The sequence below is a fragment of the Peribacillus glennii genome (assembly GCF_003429105.1).
Classification (GTDB): Bacteria; Bacillota; Bacilli; order Bacillales; family DSM-1321; genus Peribacillus; species Peribacillus glennii.
On record NZ_QVTD01000007.1, the window covers coordinates 1 to 21,700 of the forward strand.

The 21,700-nt window shown below is 43.7% G+C and carries 13 protein-coding genes and 2 riboswitches; all 13 genes read right to left on the reverse strand.

What is annotated here, in order from left to right:
- Positions 1 to 290: 290 nt before the first annotated feature.
- The 13 genes from ptsG to D0466_RS12450 all read right to left on the reverse strand — a co-directional run bounded on the left by ptsG (position 291) and on the right by D0466_RS12450 (position 21,569).
- A complete protein-coding gene (ptsG, locus tag D0466_RS12390) occupies positions 291 to 2,357 on the reverse strand; it encodes a glucose-specific PTS transporter subunit IIBC (protein WP_117322899.1) in 2,067 nt (688 codons plus the stop codon).
- A 188-nt stretch (positions 2,358 to 2,545) separates the two neighbouring features.
- On the reverse strand, positions 2,546 to 3,388 hold the full coding sequence (gene glcT, locus D0466_RS12395) for a glucose PTS transporter transcription antiterminator GlcT (protein WP_117322900.1): 843 nt from the start codon (positions 3,386 to 3,388) through the stop codon (positions 2,546 to 2,548).
- 134 nt (positions 3,389 to 3,522) lie between these two features.
- On the reverse strand, positions 3,523 to 4,860 hold the full coding sequence (locus D0466_RS12400) for an NCS2 family permease (protein WP_117322901.1): 1,338 nt from the start codon (positions 4,858 to 4,860) through the stop codon (positions 3,523 to 3,525).
- A 113-nt stretch (positions 4,861 to 4,973) separates the two neighbouring features.
- Positions 4,974 to 5,075, reverse strand: a riboswitch (purine riboswitch).
- Between the two features lie 107 nt (positions 5,076 to 5,182).
- The gene (guaA, locus tag D0466_RS12405) at positions 5,183 to 6,736 is read right to left on the reverse strand and encodes a glutamine-hydrolyzing GMP synthase (protein ID WP_117322902.1); all 1,554 of its coding nucleotides are present in this window, start codon (positions 6,734 to 6,736) and stop codon (positions 5,183 to 5,185) included.
- 128 nt (positions 6,737 to 6,864) lie between these two features.
- A riboswitch (purine riboswitch) is annotated at positions 6,865 to 6,966 on the reverse strand.
- Between the two features lie 145 nt (positions 6,967 to 7,111).
- On the reverse strand, positions 7,112 to 9,319 hold the full coding sequence (locus D0466_RS12410; protein ID WP_117322903.1) for a transglutaminase domain-containing protein: 2,208 nt from the start codon (positions 9,317 to 9,319) through the stop codon (positions 7,112 to 7,114).
- Positions 9,316 to 10,536: a DUF58 domain-containing protein gene (locus tag D0466_RS12415; protein WP_117322904.1), complete on the reverse strand. Its 1,221-nt coding sequence runs from the start codon at positions 10,534 to 10,536 to the stop codon at positions 9,316 to 9,318. Before D0466_RS12415 ends, D0466_RS12410 begins: the two co-directional genes overlap by 4 nt.
- A complete protein-coding gene (locus D0466_RS12420; protein ID WP_117322905.1) occupies positions 10,536 to 11,495 on the reverse strand; it encodes an AAA family ATPase in 960 nt (319 codons plus the stop codon). Before D0466_RS12420 ends, D0466_RS12415 begins: the two co-directional genes overlap by 1 nt.
- 254 nt (positions 11,496 to 11,749) lie before the next feature.
- Positions 11,750 to 12,238: a type VII secretion protein EssA gene (gene essA / locus D0466_RS12425; RefSeq protein ID WP_117322906.1), complete on the reverse strand. Its 489-nt coding sequence runs from the start codon at positions 12,236 to 12,238 to the stop codon at positions 11,750 to 11,752.
- A complete protein-coding gene (gene esaA, locus D0466_RS12430) occupies positions 12,228 to 15,032 on the reverse strand; it encodes a type VII secretion protein EsaA (RefSeq protein ID WP_117322907.1) in 2,805 nt (934 codons plus the stop codon). Before esaA ends, essA begins: the two co-directional genes overlap by 11 nt.
- Positions 15,033 to 15,049: 17 nt before the next feature.
- Positions 15,050 to 19,516, reverse strand: coding sequence for a type VII secretion protein EssC (gene essC / locus D0466_RS12435; protein ID WP_117322908.1), 4,467 nt, complete (start codon positions 19,514 to 19,516; stop codon positions 15,050 to 15,052).
- Between the two features lie 36 nt (positions 19,517 to 19,552).
- On the reverse strand, positions 19,553 to 20,896 hold the full coding sequence (gene essB, locus D0466_RS12440; RefSeq protein WP_158555898.1) for a type VII secretion protein EssB: 1,344 nt from the start codon (positions 20,894 to 20,896) through the stop codon (positions 19,553 to 19,555).
- Between the two features lie 55 nt (positions 20,897 to 20,951).
- A complete protein-coding gene (locus D0466_RS12445) occupies positions 20,952 to 21,191 on the reverse strand; it encodes an EsaB/YukD family protein (RefSeq protein WP_117322910.1) in 240 nt (79 codons plus the stop codon).
- An 84-nt stretch (positions 21,192 to 21,275) separates the two neighbouring features.
- Positions 21,276 to 21,569 carry a WXG100 family type VII secretion target gene (locus D0466_RS12450; RefSeq protein WP_117322911.1) on the reverse strand — a complete coding sequence of 98 codons (294 nt, stop codon included), beginning with the start codon at positions 21,567 to 21,569 and terminating at the stop codon, positions 21,276 to 21,278.
- Positions 21,570 to 21,700 lie beyond the last annotated feature (131 nt).

Consider the following 21,700-nt stretch of genomic DNA (forward strand, 5'->3'; position numbering starts at 1 on the left):
GGCGCTTTGTTTTGTTCAGTTTTCAAAGAGCAATTTCTTTGTCGTTTCTCTTAGAAGCGACTTTATTAATATAACATTTCACAATCAACAAGTCAACACATTTCTTCTTTTTTTTCTGAAGCGTTGTGATGTCCTGCTGTGTATTTAAGATAATAACATGTTTAGAATGGACAAGTCAACAAAGTTTCGTGATTTTATTATGAAAATATATGAAACACTGTTTATATACGCGGTTGGTCAAGAAAAAGAACAGCCTCCCTTAAAGGGAAGCTGCTCTCATCTTACACTTCTTATTTAATAGAGATGATATTCTCTTCTTTGCTATTTACCTTGCCACCTTTCTCAAGCTTCACTTGTTCTCCTTCTTTAAGGTTAGTGAAGACAATTGGAGTCATGATGGAAGGAGCATGATCTTTCACATAGTCCAAGTCAACCTGTAACAAAGGCTGTCCTTTTTCCACTCTATCTCCCTGTGAAACAAGAGCTTCAAAGCCTTTGCCTTCTAACTTAACCGTATCAATGCCCACATGAATAAGGATTTCACGGCCAGCATCCGATTCGATGCCAAGAGCATGCTTTGTCGGGAAGAGATTTACGATTGTCCCACCGACAGGGGAAACGATCAGTCCATCTTCTGGCATGATGGCAAAACCATCACCCATCATCTTTTGGGAAAATACAGGATCCGGCACTTCTGTAATTGGCTTGATTTCACCTTTGATCGGCGAAACAAAACTCTCTTGCTTAGGTTCATGGGTTTGCAAAGCTTCCGGATTCACTTCTTCAATTTGTTGTTCTACTTCTTTCTTTTGAGAAGCCTCGACCATCCTTGGCTTTTTACCGGACATTATATCCTTCATTTGCCCTTTTATCGTTTCAGAGCGCGGCCCGAAAATAGCTTGAATGTTATTCCCCACTTCAAGCACCCCGGCAGCACCAAGTTTCTGCAATTGGTCTTTATCAACGTCCTTAACATCATTCACGGAAACACGAAGTCTGGTGATACAAGCATCCAAGTGAGCGATATTTCCTTCTCCGCCCATGGCGTCAAGAATGTTGCCGGCCAAGCTTCCACCCTGGACAGCTTTCCCTTTATTTTCATTGTCTTCTGATTCAAGCTCACGGCCCGGAGTTTTTAGGTTGAACTTACGGATCGCAAAGCGGAAACCGAAGTAATAAATCACAGCTAAAACAAGGCCAACCGGTATCACTAACCATGCATTTGTTTGCGGATTAATCAAACCGAACAAGATATAGTCGATCAAACCGCCTGAGAAAGTCATGCCGATTTTCACGTCCAATAAGTGCATAGTCATGAAAGAAAGACCTGCGAAAACCGCGTGAATTCCAAATAGTATAGGAGCGACAAACAAGAATGAGAACTCTAATGGTTCTGTGATACCTGTTAAGAAAGAGGTTAAGGCCGCTGATGCCATAAGGCCGCCGACAATCTTCTTCTTTTCTGGACGCGCTTCATGATAAATGGCAAGCGCCGCTGCCGGAAGTCCAAACATCATGAACGGGAATTTACCCGTCATAAACGTACCAGCGGTTAAGTTTTCTACACCATCTTTAATCTGGTTCATAAAGATAGCCTGGTCACCCTTTACGATTTGTCCGGCGTCATTTGTATAGCTGCCGAATTCAAACCAGAACGGCGAATAGAAAATATGGTGAAGCCCAAAAGGAATTAATGATCTTTCAATCAATCCAAAGATAAATGCGGAAAGGGTCAGGTTCGCCCCAAGCATATTTTCCGAGAAAGTGTTGAGGCCATGCTGGATTGGCGGCCAAACCACGATCATAACCAATCCCAATAATACTGCGCTCGCAGCCGTGACGATAGGCACAAAACGTTTACCAGCAAAGAATCCTAAATAGGAAGGAAGCTCAATTTCAAAGAACCTGTTATACATATACGCCGCAATAATCCCGACGATAATACCGCCGAAAACACCTGTTGCAAGGGTTGGAACTCCAAGTACACTTGTATATTCGGTGCTGTTCTTAAGAGCTTCTGCATCAATACCTAAGACTGTACCCATTGTTACATTCATGATCAAGTAACCAATAATAGCTGCTAAACCAGCAACCCCATCTCCGCCGGCGAGGCCGATCGCTACCCCAACCGCAAATAATAGGGCCAGATTTCCAAAGATAATATTCCCGGCATTCTCCATGACAGAAGCGACCATCTCGACACCGCCATTTGCCAAGAATGGCGCAATATCAAGCAAGGTAGGATTCTGCAAGGCATTACCAAATGCAAGCAGGATACCTGCCGCAGGCAAAATCGCTACCGGAAGCATTAGGGCTTTACCGACTTTTTGCAAAACACCAAATAGTTTTTTAAACAAGGTAGACAACCTCCTGATATATTTTCAGTAAACCGATAAAGCGGTTACAATGAACCAAAATTAAAAGGCATAAGCAAAGGAAAGCAATGAGTGGCAGATGGGTATATCTTACCCAAAATAAACCAAATCAATTACCTTTCTTCACTTATGCCTGATCGGATCAGTAACACGTAAAGTAAACGGTTAAATTATTTTATTTTCTTTTGCAAGCGTTGAAGATGCATGGTCAGGTATACAGCTTCTGCATCATATACCGGCCTTTTCAGCGCCTGCTGCATAATCTTTATCAGTTTCCACGACAAAGTATAACACACAGGGTAGGTTTGTTTCAATAGCAATGTTATGTTTTCCGGTTCCTCGACTTTTTCCCCTAAAATGACCCGTTCAATCGTAAACCGCAAATGGCGGATAAGCCTCATATAATCGACACTATCTTTATCTATGGAGGTTTGGAATTGCTCTTCAATCACATTAATGAGGTGAGTTACCAGTTGAGAATGCTGATTTACATCAGTAAGCTCTTTGTTAGTAATCGCGCTATGGATATGAAGCGTAATAAACCCAATTTCACCTTTCGGCAGGTGGATTTCGGTCTTTCTCTTAATAATCTCGACTACATCCTGGGCGACACTGTATTCGAAGGGATATAAATTAATGGTTTCCACCAGGAATGGGTTTTTGATCTCCATTCCTTTAAGCAAACGGTTCATGGCAAATACTAAGTGATCCGTCAACCCAACGTGGATATGTTCATTGAGTTCCCCTGACACTTTGCTGCTAATATGCTGAATCGCTTCAATGATGGCTGCGTGAACCTGTTCATCTATGTCAGGAATAAGCTTTTTATAATTTTCCTGCTCCTTTTCACTCTTTAAGACAAACATCTTTTCGGCAAGTTCCCTGGGAATTTCTTCGCCTTTTCCGCGATTAAACCCAATTCCTTTGCCAATGAGTATGACTTCTCCGTGGGCAGGATGGTTAGCAATGACTACGTTATTATTTAAAATTTTCTTTATAGAAAAGGGCGCCATATTCAATACCTCTTTACACGATAACATTTACATAATTTTTAGCTTCCCTTTAATGTTAGTAAAGTAATCACGCCAAATCAAATAATAAGGCACACATAAAAAAAAGGCCTCCAGATGGAGACCCTTTTTGCAGATTATTCCACTAAGAAAATGAAATAACAAAGGAATACGACAAACAAGAAATACATAAGCGGATGAATTTCTTTTGCTTTACCTTTCACCAACATGGTGATCGGGTAGAAAACGAAACCAATCGCAATGCCTGTAGCGATACTGTAGGTCAGGGGCATTGCAATGACGGTGAAAAATGCAGGAACAGCAATTTCAAAACGGTCCCATTCAATATTTTTCAAGGATGCAACCATTAATACCCCAACTACGATCAAAGCAGGTGCAGTAACCGGAGCTGTTATAACGGATAATAATGGAAAGAAAAATAAAGATAAAATAAACATAATAGCAACAACAATTGCAGAAAATCCTGTACGGGCGCCTGCTGCCACCCCAGCTGATGACTCAACATAAGAGGTAGTGGGCGACGTTCCAAGAACCGCACCAACAACAATGGACATGGAATCCGCGAATAGGCCTTTTCCGGCGCGCGGAAGGACTTCCCCTTTCATCAAGCCAGCTTGATTGGCTACCGCAACCAGTGTTCCAGCAGTATCGAAGAAAGCAACGAACAGGAATGTCAGAATAACAACCAGCATTTGAAGATTGAATATATCTTCTCCTGGATTCGCAAATGCCTCAAACGCGACTCCGAAAGTAGGTTGCAGGCTAGGCACAGCACCTACCACTTTTGTCGGAAGATCGATCAAGCCAAATATCATTCCCACGATGGCTGTAGCAACCATACCGATAAATACAGCCGCATTTACTCCTCTGGTTAAAAGTAACACCGTAATCAATATTCCAAATACTGATAGTAATGTCGTGCCGTTTGTTAAATCTCCAAGACCTACTAAAGTAGCGTCATTATTTACAATAATACCTGCACTTTGAAAGCCTATAAAGGCAATAAACAAACCAATACCGGCACCAACTGCATGCTTTAGCTGAACAGGAATTGCATTAATGATTTTTTCACGAAAACCGGATAAAGAAAGCAAAACGAATATTACTCCCGCGATCAGAACGCCAGTTAAAGCAGTCTGCCAAGGTACACCGTATGTTAAAACCACAGTATACGCAAAGAAAGCATTTAGACCCATTCCCGGTGCTAGAGCAATCGGGAACTTCGCAATTAGTCCCATCATAAGTGACCCAATGGCAGCAGCTAAAGCCGTAGCGACAAATACTGCGCCATAGTCCATACGGAGCTCGTCAGGAAAATCCTTAACGCTGTTTAAGGATAAAGTCAGCGGATTAACAACCAAAATATAAGCCATTGCTAAAAAGGTGGTTAATCCCCCTATGATTTCACGGCGATAGTTGGTGCCGAGTTCATCAAATTGAAAATATTTCTTCATTCTCTTATTCTCCTCCAAATGTATCGACGAATATAAGGAAAGGAAAGGCCCCGAACCTATTGAACGGGGCCTGACTATAGTATGCAATAAGGAGGGGGAATATATACATTGCCCTCCCCTCATATATGCATCGTAGTCAAGCTGTTCACGGCAGCTCGGTAGAAACTTTTGGGCCATATTCCCAACATTATACGACGAAATCATTTTATAGATATTTTTATAAGAACATCCTTAGTCTAGCATCGGAGAAAAATGTCGTCAAGATAAAACACGAATATTTTTTTAACAAATAAAGCGAATGTTCGTAAAAACAAACTTTTAGTTATTCCCACTCAATCGTTGCAGGCGGTTTGCTGGTAATATCATACACAACACGGTTGATATGACTCACCTCGTTGACGATTCTTGTTGAAATAATTTCAAGTACATCCCACGGTATTCTTGCCCAGTCGGAAGTCATGCCATCAATGGACGTAACCGCGCGGATGCCGATTGTATAATCATACGTTCTTGCATCACCCATTACCCCGACACTGCGTATATCAGGAAGAACCGTGAAATACTGCCAAATATCGCGGTCAAGCCCCGCCTTTTTAATTTCTTCACGGAGAATCGCATCGGATTCCCTTACGATCTCAAGCTTGTCCTCTGATATAGCTCCCAAAACACGAATTCCCAGCCCTGGTCCAGGGAATGGCTGGCGCCAGACAATCTCGTCCGGGATGCCCAGTTCAGTTCCCAAGGCACGCACTTCATCCTTAAAAAGGGTATTTAAAGGTTCGATAAGCTTAAATTGCATATCTTCCGGAAGCCCGCCGACATTATGGTGGGATTTGATGGTCTGTGCGGTCGCTGTTCCGCTTTCAATGATGTCGGTATAGAGGGTTCCCTGAGCAAGGAACTCGATTCCTTCAAGCTTTGTTGCTTCATCATCAAACACGTAAATGAACTCATTGCCTATGATTTTCCGTTTTTTCTCGGGATCAGAAACGCCTTCCAGTTTAGAAAGGAACCGGTCCTTGGCGTCCACTTTAATAACATTCATATGGAAGCCCTCACTGAACGTTTTCATGACGCTGTCTGCTTCCCCTTTACGGAGCAGCCCGTGGTCAACGAAAATACAGGTCAACTGGTCCCCGATGGCTTTATGGATTAACACCGCAACCACTGAAGAATCAACACCTCCGCTTAACGCGCAGAGAACTTTTTTGTCGCCGACTGCCTGACGGATTTTTTCCATTTCGATTTCAATGAAGTTTTCCATCGACCAGTCGCCTTTGCAGCCGCATACCTGGAAAACGAAGTTGTTTAATAACTCATTGCCATATACAGAATGGCGCACTTCAGGATGGAACTGGACGGCGTATAAGTTTCTGGACTCATCGCTCATTGCCGAAATCGGGCAGGACGGGTTCGTTCCATCCACAACGAAGCCTGGTGGAGTTTCAACCACAAGATCACCATGGCTCATCCAGACAAGTTGTTCCTTTGGCAGCTCATGAAATAGCTTTGTATCGTTCTGGATGGTCAAAGTCGCTTTCCCATATTCCCGGTTTTTGGCAGGCTCCACCTTGCCGCCAAAATGCTTGGCCATCAGCTGCATGCCGTAGCAAATCCCTAAAATAGGCAAGCCCAATTCAAAAATTCTCTCATCACAGCCAAAAGCGGATGCATCATAGACGCTGTTTGGGCCACCTGAAAAAATAATGCCCGCTGGATTCATTTCTTTAATTTGTTCGGCTGTTAACGTATGCGGATGTAGCTCGCTATAAACTCCAAATTCACGAATCCGGCGTGTAATCAACTGATTGTATTGGCTGCCGAAATCTAGCACTACGATCATTTCCTGGTTTTGCAATTCTGTTTTCCCCGGCACTGTCGACACCTCTTCCTTTATAGAACGAATATAAGTACTACTAGTATGCAAAAATAAACGAAAATAAAAACAAAAAAAGCTAGAATTCCACCTTCAAAAAAATGAAAGCAGAATCCTAGCATGCTTAAACAAGCAGATTCTGCCTTCATAGTCAAATCATTTACGGTGATTCGGTAGAAACTTTCGATCCATATTATCGAGGATATATGAAGGTATTTTAGATAAGCGTAAGCGCTCCTTGCAACATCTGGCAGTAAGGTCGGCACTAGTACGTGCTGTACGTTGTACCTAGATACTTTTCAAAGTTGATGAAGCTACGCTCTCTGAATATTAATTTAAGAATGAAACAATTGTACCAACAGACTAAAAACCTGGTCAAGAGATTGTCTTTTTAATTAAATTTTCCCACAATTTGCGGTTTTGTTCCCATTCCTCGGAATTTTGGCCTCCCCGGTATATGTATTTCTCATAGCTTCGGGTTATTTTGCCCATTTCTCCAGAGTGAAAATAAGAGTCTACATATTCAGCATATTCCCGCAATGTCTGGCCCTCCGGCCGCTTAAGCCCCATCCTGTTTAATTGCGTCAATAATGCCATGTAAGCCTTAGTAAAACTCTGATCATCCTTTTTCCTTTTGTACAACATAATTAATACATTAGGGAGCCACCTTCTCCTGAACCTGTAGATTAGCAGGGTGGCAAAAAGAATGGACGCGATAATGGCAATCATGCTTTTCCAATGTTCGGTCAACCAATTGACCTCGGCCTTTTTTTCTGGTTGTGTTGTACTCTCTTGAGATACTTCCTCTTCTTTTGTCGGGACGGGCTTTGTTGCAGGCTGCACCGTTTGCTCGGTTTGCTGTTGTTTATTAGGAGCCTCTGCTGGCTCAGATGACGCGTAATAAAAGTCTGCCCTGTTGCTGAATCCCTTTGTCGGCTCGAAAGGAACCCACCCAACATTCGGGAAAAATACTTCCACCCAAGAATGGGCGTTATTATTCGTGACCTCATAGACGCGCTCTCCGTTATGATTAATCTGCGTCCCCTCTGTATACCCCTTCGCCCACCTCGCTGGTATATCGATCGAGCGAAGCATCATGACCATGGCTGTAGAAAAGTTATCGCAATAACCCCTTTGCGTTTCAAACAAGAACTGGTCTACGTAGTCCTCGGTTTCATTCGGATATGGGATGTCATTCTGGTCATACACAAATTCCCCGCTATCGAAATAATCCTCGATGGCTTTTGCCTGGTCATACCAATTCTCTTTTCCCGCTGTGATCTTCCCTGCAAGCTGTTTTACACGTTCAGGAAAGGCAGTGGGTATTTGAGTATATTGGTTCATGAATTCAGGGCCCATACCTATCCCATCCCTCATTTTCACCTTTTTCAACTCATTAATATCAAACCTTGGCATAGAATAAGCCAGCTCTAACTGTTTAAGTTTTAGTCCCCCCCCTGTTGCCTTGTAAGATGTAATTCGTTCCGTGATAAAATGGTACCGGTACACCTCACCGGCAGGAGCATTAACCTTGTTCAAACTTGAGGATTCCGGATAAGGAACATGGCTGTAAGGAAGCTTAACAGAAACAGACGCCTTTAAATCTATCTTCTTGACACCCGGAGGGTACACGGTGCCACCTGTGATTTCCTCTCCATTTACAAATTCAGTATAAAGTTCGTCTGACTCCTGTGACACAACCCAGCCCTTTCCAGTATAAAAGTCTTTGTTTTCGACCTTCCAATAATGTCTTGACTGAGCCTCGGCACGGAATACAACGGTATCATCATTTTCAAAGCCGCCGCCAAGCTTTGTATCATCCACTCCATATCCAATCCTGTTGGTTTCCCCGCTTCCCGTCGCCTTTTCCGAATAAGATGTAATGAATGGTACGGGATCGGGCCACTGCGGGTCCAATTTTGGGGCCGCCAAACCGATACAGGAACTAAATCCAACCATAACCATGAGGGGAATGAGCCATTTTCTCAAAGCAGGAACCGAAATGGACAGCTTTTCCAGCGAGGAAAGCCGGAAAAGGGACAGAAAGCCGAGCATGCTAAATCCTATGATTACGAGGCGCACAATGGCGACTGAAGCATCATACACAGTAAATGTGTCCAACACCGAAACAACGATCACTGTGACTATAAAAAATAGGAAGATGCTTTTTTTGACCGTTATCCAGTAATGGAGCAAATACGTGATAAGCCAAAGGAGTATAAAAACGAGCAGAGTTTGGAATTCAAATGAAATCTCAAGGAACCGCGCCTGGAATAACAGCGAAACATCACTGGCAAATTTGCCAAAGAAATCAAAGAGCCAGGTAGTATCAAGAATAAGGGTTTCATAATAAAGAAAATGGATCGAAAATCCCAGGAAACATGCCAGCACAACAAAACGCAGCCATACCCTGACCCTAAAAAAATGAAGGGCCATGGAAAGCGCCATAAAAATGATAAAAACAGTCATATTATTTGCATCAGTCAGCTCTTTCACAGGACGAAGCCACTCCCATAGCATGAAAAATGCAAACACATAAAGAACGAGCTTCATCGTGGATTCATGTTTTCTTGATTGAATCATTGGGCAATCACCTCTGATTTCCCACCTTCGAGTGTGCCTTCATTGACATATTTCACATTGATTCCCTTGGCTTTTGCTAATTCCAGAGCCGCTTGTTCCTCCCTGGACAACGGGTTGTTCTTCAAAAACAAAATGGTCGTTGCCTGGCCTGTTTTTGAGCGTGCGGCAGACTCAATTGTCTTCATAGACAAGTCTGAGGTAAAGATTACCAAAGAAGCATTCGAGGCGACTGTAACCAAAACATTTCTCCCCAAAAAACTGTCAATCGGGTATTCTGCGTTCGGCTCCGCCTTTGCCAAGCTATAAAATATGTTCTGCTTTTGAAGCTCACCGCCCCGAATCGCCAGAACTTCCCCGTTCATACCCGTTCTATAAAAGCCGAACTGGATGCCTTTTTTATTAATGGAATGGACAAAGGAAGCCGCATAGCTCACTATGGCTTCAAAATGTCCGGCAGGGGATTCATCCAGAACAAGAAAGACATCATGGCTTTTCATTTCCTCAAATTCCTTTGTCATGATGTCATTTTTTTTGGCTGTCACCTTCCAATTGATCCAGGAAAGCTGGTCACCGGGCTGATAACCCCTTACTCCTGAGACAATAGAGTGTTCCCGTTGCAAGCGGTTTGCTGTTCCAGCCTGCCCCTGGTCGAACAAATGATCCAATTGTTTATAGGTAAGTTCAGAGTACGACGGGTACACAAGCAGCCGTTCCGGGATGTCAAACGCGGCTTCCTTATCAAACAATCCAAGAAAATCGCCTGTTTTCAATCTTATACCTTCAAAGGAGTGTTCGCCACGGGGAAGATTTTCAAGGGTGTAAGTGAGAGAAAAGCTTCGCTTGAACCATGGAAACACCATGATTTTCTTTGTGCCCGCCATGCTTCGTTCCAGCTTTTGAGGCAATTTTTGTTCTACAAGCAAGAAAAATAGCGGAAACCTGGTTTTCCGGCTGACCTTAATAGTGACCTCGACCCGGTCACCTGCCCTGGCTTCCCTTTTGCTAAGATTTCGTCCAATTTGAAACTTGTGAATAGGATAAAAAAACAGGATGGAAGAGTAAATGGCGAAAGGGAGAAAGCTATAAAAAAGAAACCAGCTCACAAACCCGCCTTGGAACATCGCAAAAACAAACGACAGGGCAACAAGGAACAGCAGGCCGGCCATCTTCAGGCATGTCTTCAATTTTGTAGGAAGTTTATTCTTAAGCTTTTTCATTATCCATTCACTAGCCTTTTAACGGGAACCGGAATTTTCATTATGATTTCGTTCACGATTTGTTCTGCCGTAATTCCTTCGTACTTCGCCTCTGACTTTAAGATCAAGCGATGGGCAAAAACACTTGGTGCGAGATATTGGACATCATCCGGGAGAACATAATCCCTCCCGTTCAAAAAGGCATATGCCTGGGCCGCTTTCATCAGCGAGATGGACCCCCGGGGGCTTGCCCCTAAATACACACTGTTGTGCGACCGGGTCCGGGAAGAAAGCTCAACAATATAGCGTTTAAGTGTATCGTCTACATGCACTGTTTTTACTCCTTGCTGGAGTTCTCGGAGCTCTTCAAGGGTGATTACCGGCTCCAGTTCTTCAATTGGGGGTACATATTGCGCACGGTGTAATACTTCCATTTCTTCCTGGATATCTGGATATCCAATCTTCATCTTTAATAGAAACCGGTCCAGTTGAGCTTCCGGCAGTGTGTACGTCCCCTCGTATTCAATCGGATTCTGGGTGGCCATCACAAAAAAAGGCTTGTCCAGCTTCCTTGTAACGCCGTCAACAGTTACACTCGCTTCCTCCATGCCTTCAAGCAGGGCAGCCTGGGTTCTTGGGGACGTCCTGTTAATCTCGTCAGCGAGAATGATATTCCCCATGATTGGTCCTGGCCGGAATATGAACTCCTGCTCTCTCGGATTAAATATGGAAACGCCGGTCACATCGGAAGGCAGCAGGTCAGGAGTGAATTGGATCCTCTTGAAAGAAGCGTTGATGGACCTGGCCAGCGCCCGTACCATCATTGTCTTGCCTACACCCGGAACGTCTTCCAAAAGAACATGTCCTTCAGCAAGAAGGGCAACCAGGCTCAGCTCAGCAATATCTCTTTTCCCAATAATGACTTTTTCAATATTTCCCAAAACCTTCTCTAATCTTGGGTGCTTGTCTTCCTGTATCATCTTGATCCTCCTGTAAAGGGCTTATTTTAAAAAATGCATGTATTCATACCATTCTCTATGAAACTTACAATCCCCTCCAAAATTCGATAGGCAAATCAGATTAGCAGAGGGCCCGCACAGACTTTTCGATGGGTTATAGAAATACAATTCCTTCATTAAATTTTACCTGACAACAAATGTTTCACAAAAGAAAAGACACTCCCATAGTCACCAAAATGTAGAATTGGTGCAGATGGAAGTGCCGTATTCGTAACTTATGCCTGCCGTTTGGCGCCCTGAAAATCCCCCTTGCTCATTTTAGGGACAAGAATAAGGAACAGGCATATAACAGCGAGAACTGCGAGAATCCCTAACAAGACGGTCAGGTTAAAATTAAAACCGTCGTCTTTTTCCGTTTTGTCCGTGCCAAAGGACATTCTGCCTTCTGAACTGAATAATTCCAATTGCTCCGCTTTTGCCTTAATTGTGTTGTTATCGGCGGCTGAAGATTGGAAAAGTTCCTGTCGGGCATTTTCATAATATGGATCTTCTACTTTCATAAACGTTAGGGACTTCTGTTCCTCCGGTAAAGACCGCTTTTTTTCCAGCAGCGATTCTTCATGGAAATATTCCGTTTGCAGCTCGATGTCTTTTTCTTTATATTGGTTTGGCTCTACAATAGGCTCTTGTTCTGCACTGCCGATTCCGGGGGAAACCATCAGCAGTAATGGAAGTAAATAGTATGCCAGTCGTTTAGCCTTCATGTGCTATCTCTCTTTTTATGATGGCGCGGTTCCTCATATACGGTACAGCCGCCGCAATAATCGCTGTGATCGCAAGGATCGCAACAGCCGGAACGAAGGAGGACGAATCGCCATATTGAATCGACATATATACGTCCGAAACCGGATGGTTTACATTAAAGTTTGGCATGATTAAATCCAAAAGCGGTGTCGTAAAGAACAATATCAGCGCGATCGTCAGGATGCTTCCGATAAAAGGCCCGATGTAGAAAGCCAGCCGGACAATCGCCGAACAGACAAATAGCAGAAGCACGGTAAATGCTGTCCATTTTAAGGCCTCCATATCTTCCAGCGGATAGATCTTCAGGCCGTAGATGCTGATGATCAAGCCGACAATAAAGTTCAATAGCGAAAATATTGCCGCATGCACAAGCGGTGCAACATGCGAATAAAGGTGAAGGAAGAATCCAATCAACAATCCACTGATCAGAATAATGACAAGCATGATGATCGGCGGTGTATAGTCGGTCTTTTCCTCCAGCACATCCCCGCTGATTTGGACTGGATTGGCAAGGTAATCATATACATATCCATTTTGCTGATCATCCACCAGCGTATTGTTCAGGACATTGTATACGTCCCCTTTAATTTTTTTGGTGGAATCCACATTCATTGCCCAGTTTGTATTTAGGTCGTCCGCCCGCTTCTGGACTGATCCCACCTTTGCCTGAAGCTCATTTGTGTATTCCGTTACCTGGGTCTGGCGTTCTCCAAGAGAATTTATAAGCTCTGAAATGCCCTTTAGGCTGCCTGCTGTATTATCTTGCACTGTCACCAGGATTTCCCCGTTCAGGTTATCTACCGGAGACTGTTCGGTTTCAGCAACCTTTGTATTTTCAACGAGGTTAGCCGTGATCAAGCCGGCATTTTCCTGGATTGAATCAAGCTCACCCAAGATTTCCTGCTGTTCATTGCTGACGCTTTCATCATATTGGGCGATGAAACCGGATACCGTTTCCGCGAACGTGCTGAAGTCCGCTCCGACCCCCGAAATCTTGCTTGCACTGGTATTAAGCCCATCAACAGTTGATTTTAATGTTGCACTAAAATCCTTCTCGATTTCCCCTAGCTCTTCCTGGTTCTCTAAGATGCCATCAATTAGCCTGTCTTTCTGGTCCGTCGAATTTTGGACTGCATTGTGGAAAGAGGAAAGCAAGCCGTGATACAGCATAAGCTTTTCAATTTGGCCATTTGCAATATCTGCCTGGAAGTACTGCGCTAAAGTGTTTTTCCTTCGCTCCGATAAATTGGGAGATCCAAGAATGTCTTTTTCCTTTGTGAGGATTTCCCTGATAATTTGATCTGAAGGGTTTCCAGAATCTAAATTTTGCAGTTTTTCCTCCAGCTTCTTAAGCAGCTCTTTATAGTCAATAATCATCTGTTTTTGTGCAGCCGCTTGTTGGGCTACCTGTCCTTCCACTGCCTTGATGCTGGCTTCAAGGTTTGCAAGTGTTTTATTGATTGCCTCCCAATTATCAGGCTGTTGTTCAGGTTTGGTACTCCCTACATTTTTCTGAAGCAAGGAAAGCTGTTCTTTTAAAGCATCAAGTGTGACCTCGCCAGCCTGTGGGCTAGATGGCTCCTTGATATCAGTTGTAGGACTCGATGGATCCGTATCCCCGGAAGAGCTCGGTAAACCTTTGCGTAATTCGATTAGTTCAAGTTGGAGGTCATCCAATAACACAATGTCTGATTTTTCCTTAAATTCCTTAATTAAATCTTTTTGGATTCTTAATACTTCATCAAATTGTTCGCCGACCTTCGTTTCTTCTATATCTTTGGTTAAGGCATCTAATGAAGCATTACTTTCACTGATTTTTTCAGACAGGCCCGATACGCTTTGCTGCATATCGTTGCCGTTCATATCAAACTCAGGCTTCGGATCATCCTGTTTCATTACAACAGATTGTACCCCTTCGGATAACATCGTTTCATAGTTACTGATGCCATCTTGAAGCATCTGTTGATTTTCCGTGGATGTTTTCTGGAATAGCTCCGTTTGCGCCTCCTGATATTCCTTATAAAGGTTCACGTCTTCTACAAAGGAATTTACCTCGGCTTTTGCCGCTTCGATTTCCCCTACTGTCTCATTGGAAGTCCTGCCAGCATCCTTCGTTGAAGCAAATACGCCTTCCAGCATTTTTTTGTGCTGGCTGATTTCACCTGCAAGCTTTTCTGAACTTGGAGTATAAAAGTTATACATGGTTTCCTGGAAAGCTATTTCTTTTTCCAAGATACCGTCGAACTTCTTCCGGATGTCCTCAACGGACTGGGAAACATAGCTCCAATAAAGGGTCGATACTTTCTTGTTCATTTTATTTTTGGCAATTTCCAGTTCCTTTTGGACTCTTTCCAGGTTTTCTGCATTCAGGTTCGTTTGGATTTTGTATTGAACCCCTGCCTTGATTGGTTCCGTTTCATTAAAAGTCAAAATGTTTTTCGAAAAGTCTGAAGGAAAATAAATCACGGCATCATATTCTTTATTCTCAAGGCCCTTTTCTGCCGTATTCCGGTTGACAACAGACCAGTCATAACCTGAATCTTCATCAAGTATGGCGGCTACTTCCCGCCCGAACTCTTTCGGTTTTTTCGAATAGGCCGCCTGGACATCTTCATTGACAATCGCTATGTTTCTGGTTGCCGTTTCCTGTTTTTTCATTGGGTCATGACCGACGTACGTAAAGAAAAGAATGGGAAGCAGTAAAATGACGATCATTTTTACGATGATTGCGAACGGCTTCATTTTTTCCGGCATTGCCTTCACCTCTCTCTTTAATGGTTTTGCGGGATTTGAATCTTGTTTTCGCTGCCGTTAATGATATAGTAGCCATACCCCGGCTGAATCTCTTCTTCTTTTCTTGTGTATGGAAGAGTAAACAAGCTTTGTTCTGATTTCTTCATCAGGAGCACGGCTTGTCTGATCTGTTTTATTTCATTGGTAAACGAATCGAAGCCTTTCATGAACTCGTTGGCATTTCCGCTGACGATCAAGCTAAAGCCCAGGTGGCTGTACTGCTTGATGAGTGCCGACATTTTATCCTGTATCTTAGTGTCCACACTTTGCTGGAACCTGGAGATGCTATCGATTACAAAAATGATAGGTTCATATGTTTCATGTTTGATTTGTCCAAGCCGGGTGGCTTGTACATAATCCTTTTCTCTTTGTTCAAATATCGAAGAAACATGGTTCAGCCAATCCGTAATCTGATCCTTCATTTCCACATAGCTGACTTTTTCGTTTGCCGCATAAGATGACAATCCCCGGTCTACTGCATCAAATACTCCAATTTCCGCTATCTCTTGTGCCAATAAAGAATCAAGCATCACCTTCAGGACATTGGTTTTTCCTTTGCGTGATTGTCCAAGGACCAAACAGTGGGGATTGGACTTAGTGTCAATATAAACAGGACTGACATTTTCCTCATCCAATCCGATTGGAATTAGGCCTGCCTTATATCCAGGTGTGAGGTACTGCCGGTATCCCGCCATATCGAGTCGGGCCGGAAGCATGCGTATTGCCGGCGGCTTTGTCATTCCCTGATGCTTCTTAATCAAGGCAGCCACTTCTTTTTTCGCGTTTTCCAATACCTCAATATCGTCGTCCCCATCTGCAGGCAAGTAAACCTGGGCAAGATAAGTCTCATCTTTTTTAACCAACGCCCTCCCTGGAACCGGTTCATGATCAAAAGGAGTCCTGCCAAGGATTGAATAACCTTCCGAGCTATCCATCAAGTAATGGACGATTTTCGTCTTCAGATTGTTCATCAGCGGCTGGCGCATGGAGTTAATCCTTGTTGCCGTGAAAATCATAAAAACCCCCAATGACTGGCCATCGCGCGCAAATTGGGTAAACTGGGCTTCTAAATCTGGCATCTCTTCTTTTGCAAGGTCAAAATTATCGACCGTCAGAAAAATAATCGGAAGTTTTTCCGTACTTAGTAAATTGAACATTTTAATGGTGCTTACCTCTTTATCCGAGAAAAGCTGTTTTCGCCTGTCGATTTCCGCCTTGAGGAAGACAATGAATTTCTCAATCTTCCTCTGGTCATCAATCCGGAAATAATCCCCAGTCTGAGGAAGGTTCTTGAGCGGAAGCAAGGAACCATTCCCAAAATCGAACACGTAATAGTGGAGCTCCTCCGGACTGTAACTGCCCGCAAAATGCAATAGCAGGGTCATCGCTGTAGAGGATTTCCCGTATCCGGATGAACCAAATATGCCGATATTGCCATCTTCAATCCAATTGTAAATATAATGGGACTGGCTCTGTTTTTCCGGTTCATCCTTTAATCCAATGTAAAATTGCTCCCTCAGACCGCTGATTGCCTCCATTCTTGAAATGCGTTCACGCAGCGGTGGCAGCCATGGGCTAGCGAGCTTAGTGATATTCATTTCTTCCTGAACTTTAATAATCTGCTGTACCACTGCTTCAATCTCAGTCAGCTTCTCTTTTTTCGTCCCCATTGCCTTCGCGGCAACATCGGATACCCGGACAAGCCCAAGGTCGGTTACAATCGCTATTTCATCTTCCGCCCCCTGGCTGTCCTCCAGATAAGGGGCACCGCTCCAGGCCGACTGGAACAGCTCATACACTTCATTGTTGCCTACCTGCAAATAGCCTCTTCCAGTTACAGTAATGTTGGCCGCGTCGCCATTCTTCAAAACTTCTTTACTATCAGTTGCATCCTGGACTTTTAAAGAAATCCTGAATCTGGCATTGCTCCAGATTTGATTATCTATAACGCCGCCCGGTTTCTGCGTTGCGAGGATGAGATGGACGCCTAGGCTTCGCCCGATGCGTGCCGCACTTACCAGTTCCCTGATGAATTCAGGCTCTTCATTCTTAAGCTCGGCAAATTCATCCGAGATCAAGAATAAATGTGGCAGAGGAGCTTCTGCTTTTCCTTCTTTATACAGGTCCGTGTAATCGTTTATGTGATTCACCCCGTGCCGGTCAAACATGCGCTGGCGTTTTTTCAGTTCACTGTTTATCGAAGCAAGGGCACGGGTACTGAAGTTTTTGCTTCCTTCGATGTTGGTGATCGTCCCCAGAAGGTGGGGCATATTCTTAAATGGCTGGGCCATCCCGCCGCCTTTATAGTCAATCAGCAGAAAAGCCACTTCATGCGGATGAAAATGCACGGCCAGTGACAGGATATAGGTCTGCAGCAGCTCACTCTTACCTGAACCTGTCGTTCCGGCAAGCAAGCCGTGCGGCCCATGGGCTTTTTCATGTAGGTTAAGCTCGACTAAATCCTTTCTTCCCTTAAGCCCGATCGGGACTGCAAGCGATTGGGAAGACTGATTGGTGAACCAATTCCGTTCGATGGCGAGCTCATCCACATCTCGGGCTTTATGAAGCTGCAAAAAGGACACCATCTCGGGTATGGAGTTATTCATCCCTTTTTGATGATCCAATGATCTAAGGAGGCGGGCGTACCGTTCATTGCCTTCCTTCGAATGGGCATCCAAGTTAAAAGGAGTATGGACAGCCTTTCGTTCCTGAATCAGGATCTCTCCCTCACGTTCATTGATATACCTTACAATCGTATGGATATTCTCCGTCAAGCTTTCTTTCGTATCGGTCGCAAAAATCGAAGAAATCCCAATTTGATCTTCTTTTCCTTCTAAATACTCCATGATCACATGTTCTGAAATCAGGTTTTGATCTGCGATGATAAACACAAAATGCGGTGTGAATCTGGCTTTCCCCTTCTCCTCATCCAGGTCCCGATCGCGTAATGTCTGGTATATAGTCGACAACAATTGGTCACGTGTCTGTTCGTTATAAATGAACCCTTTTGCGAATGAATGCGGCAGCTGGAAATGAGGGAGCCATTTCATCCATTCCCATTCTTTATAATCCTTTTCATTAAAAATCGCGATAAAACGGACATCATGGTAGCTATGGAAAAAGGCAAGCTGGCCGATCAATTGCTGCAGTTCATTTTTTACAATCGACTCTTTTCCGACAAGACCGATTGCCCCTGTTGATAACCCGATTGTCAACGGAACCTTGCCTACTTTACGATAAAGGTTTACCAGCTCCTGCGATTGTTCAAGCAAGTCATCGATTTCACGATTTGACATATCACTGCTGCTGGCTGCTACTTCATAGCGCGCCGGCACATCGGCTGCCCCGATGCGAAGCTGGAGGAAGTCATCGCTTTCGATTGTACGTTCCCATATCCTGTCACTGATGTTGAAAGCCAGTTCTTTCATCCTTTCGAAGGCGGGAAAATGATAGCGAAGCACTTGCTTTTGTTTATCGGCGAGCTCATGAAGTTCCTGGCGCTTTTGTTCCAGATATGCAGTGTAAACCCGGTGCCTTTTTTCCTGCCTGTGCTTTTTATTTTTCTTATCCCTAAAGTATTGCACGGTCGATGTCACCATAGTTGTCAAGAACATAACCAGTGAAACCAGTATAAAAATGCCGCGCGGCTGGATCAGGGCAATGATTCCCATTACTATGAGCATAACGAGCGGCGGCAGAATAATGAGCCACAGTCCCCGTTGGTGGTCATCCGATTCCTGGCTGGGAAATGAAATCGTCACCTTATCATCCGGAAGTTCGTATATCATTCTTGGCGTCCTGCGGTAAACCGGATAATTCTTCTTCATTTCTGAAACGGGGGGCAATGTTTGCGGCAGGGAAGTTTCATAAGGTGCCGCGCTTTTGGCCGCAAGTAAATCGTCTTCTGTGAAAGAAAGCATCATGAAAGGCGAGAAGATCATATCTCCATTCTGGAGGATAGTGTGGTTTTTTACTTTTTCCCCATTCAGGTAGAGGGGGCCATTGCCCTTTACGGATATCGACCATTTTCCACCTTGTCTTACCAGGGAGAAACTGCTCTTCCAATTTGTCAGTTCAGGAATGGCTTCCTTGCGTATGTCTGCCCCTTCCTCTCCTGATACGGTGATTTCCTTGCGGTTGCCGACATAGTAAGTATTCTCTTCAAGCGTAGCGGGGGAAAAGAAAAGGATGAAATTCTCACCGCTTGATTCAAACGAAAACGGCTTATCTCCTTGGAGGATACCCAACTCCTTTTCCTCTTCAAAGACGAGGAATCGGTCTTCCTCCCGTTGCCTCTTCAGCTCAAGAAAGCCATTTTTGAATGGAACCGATTGAATTGTGATGGAGTCGCTTTGACCGTTCCCAATCTTGATGGTAGACGTCTGGTTATTCCTTATTGTGTACTGTTGGTATGTCTCTTTATAAAATATCCATAATAGACTCATAGACTCATCTCCTGCAAACTGCCAGCTTTGTGCCTGCTATTCGGTTCCCTTTGCATTTTCTTCTGCCTTCCCATCTTTCTCAGGTTCATCCTTTGGCTGTTTGGCAGAAGCTGGCACCTGCGATTTGTTTTCGGTTGTTTTATCCTGATTTTCGATTAATTCTCCGGTGCTTTGGCCGTCAGTTGTGGAATTCGCATCTTGCTGTTGTTCTTCCAACTGTTCTTTCATTTCATCCTGCTCTCTTCTATACTCCGCTATCTCATCCTCGGCTTTTTTCAATTCCTGCTCCTTCTCTTCCCCGGAAAGGTTTTCGTCTGCTTTAATTTCTTCGACGCGCTTGATCAATCCGAAGACGATCAAATCCTGATGCTCAAGGGACCGCGCAATATCGATCGCCTCTTCATTCATTCCGCGCCCAACATAAATCCAGTAAAGCAAATACTGGCTGTCAGATTGAAGAGTGAGTTCATTCTCGATATTTTTTCTTTGGTAATCATCCAAGTCTTCATTTATCATGTAGGAATAAGCCAGCTCATATTGAACCACATATGGCATATCTTCAGGATCATAGTTTTCCAGGAGGTTGATAACTTCGCTGTATTTATTTTCCATATAGTTTTGTCCGCTATTTACATAGGCATCTTGCTTTGGCTGTAGAAATAACAGGGAATAAAGCGAATAAATAAGAGCAGGAAGCAGTAAAACCACCGCACCAATGAAAGCATACCGCCCAGTTTTCCATTTGCTCATCGGGATATGTATGAAATTCTTTTCCTGCTTTTCCAGCTGCTGTATATTGCTTTGAATGACCTCTGAAAGCTGTTCCATAGAGGTTGCCGCAAAAATTTCCTGAACAGGATTTGAAAGTTTAAGAGTTTGATGATATTGAAAATATTGATCAAAACTGTGCTGCCCATCCACTATTTCCGAAATGGTCGCTTTAGTCTCCTGAAGCAGACGTTCCTGATCCTTGTTATAAGGCGGGATGCTTTCCTTCACTCCGTAATGAAGAAGATATGGAGTGAAGCTCGCGTCGAAAACAATATTCTCCGGGCATATGACCAAATTCAGCCTGTCTAATGTATGATTCTCTATCTTCTTAATAAGCTGGTGGGCAAATATCCATCTTTCCAGCTTATTCTTCTTTCGTATTTCACGAAATGCAGAGAACGATGCGGGGGGATGGATTGAGATCTTGACCTCATCATCGGTCACGACAATCTCTCTTTGAAGAGTGCCATCCATCTCCCGCAACAGCTGGAGTTCCAAGGGATCCTGCATTTTAATCCTGGCTCTCTGAAAGATAAAAGCATAACCGTTATCCTTCGTAATGTCCGCTTCTAGCTGTATTTCCAAATAAGACGTTTTGTTCTCTTCCATTCCTTTGTACTCCTTTGGTCCGGTATATGGGACTGCCAATCCATTTGCGATTGCTCTATAATACTTCCACCCTGTCCCCCGTTGTGATTCCGGCATCTACCAACGAATCGTATCCCGGGCAGACCAATTCTTTATTTTGGACCCTTATCCAATAACCTTCCTTCGGCCGTTCTTCGATTTTCTTCACTTGCCATACGATTTCAATCACTTTTTTTACGGAAAGGTAATTGGATATTTGTAGATCAAACACCTCACCTGTGTAATTCTGCAAATCAACGGTTACCTGAATATACATGTCGATCACCCCATTAAAAGAAGAAGCGCCAGAATCTCCGTAGATTGCAGCGCTTCTTCCTTCCACTTACATTCGATTTTGCTATTATCCGCGGATTTGGCTCGCAATCTGTTGATCTGTCTCTTCCAGGATATCAGCAGATTTGCTCAATTGTTGGGAAACTTCTTCAAGCAAAGTAGACATTTGTACAAAAGAAGGTTTTAGCTCCTCATATTGCTGTGCAAATGCATCACTGGAGGCACCTTCCCAGATATTGCGCAAATGGTCTCTCATACTATCCAACCGGCTCACCAACTCAGCAACATTGCCACTCTCCGTACCGTATTGACCTGCAACAGTTCGAAGTTCACCTGGTGTTACGCGAATATTTCCTGACATGATTCTAAATTCCTCCTTGGGTTTTATTAGTTTAATTGTAAAATAGTTATACATTTTTTGCCAATGGCAAAGGGATAAAACCCCAAAAACAGTAAAATATTACTAAAACCTTTTTCACAATCTAGAACAAA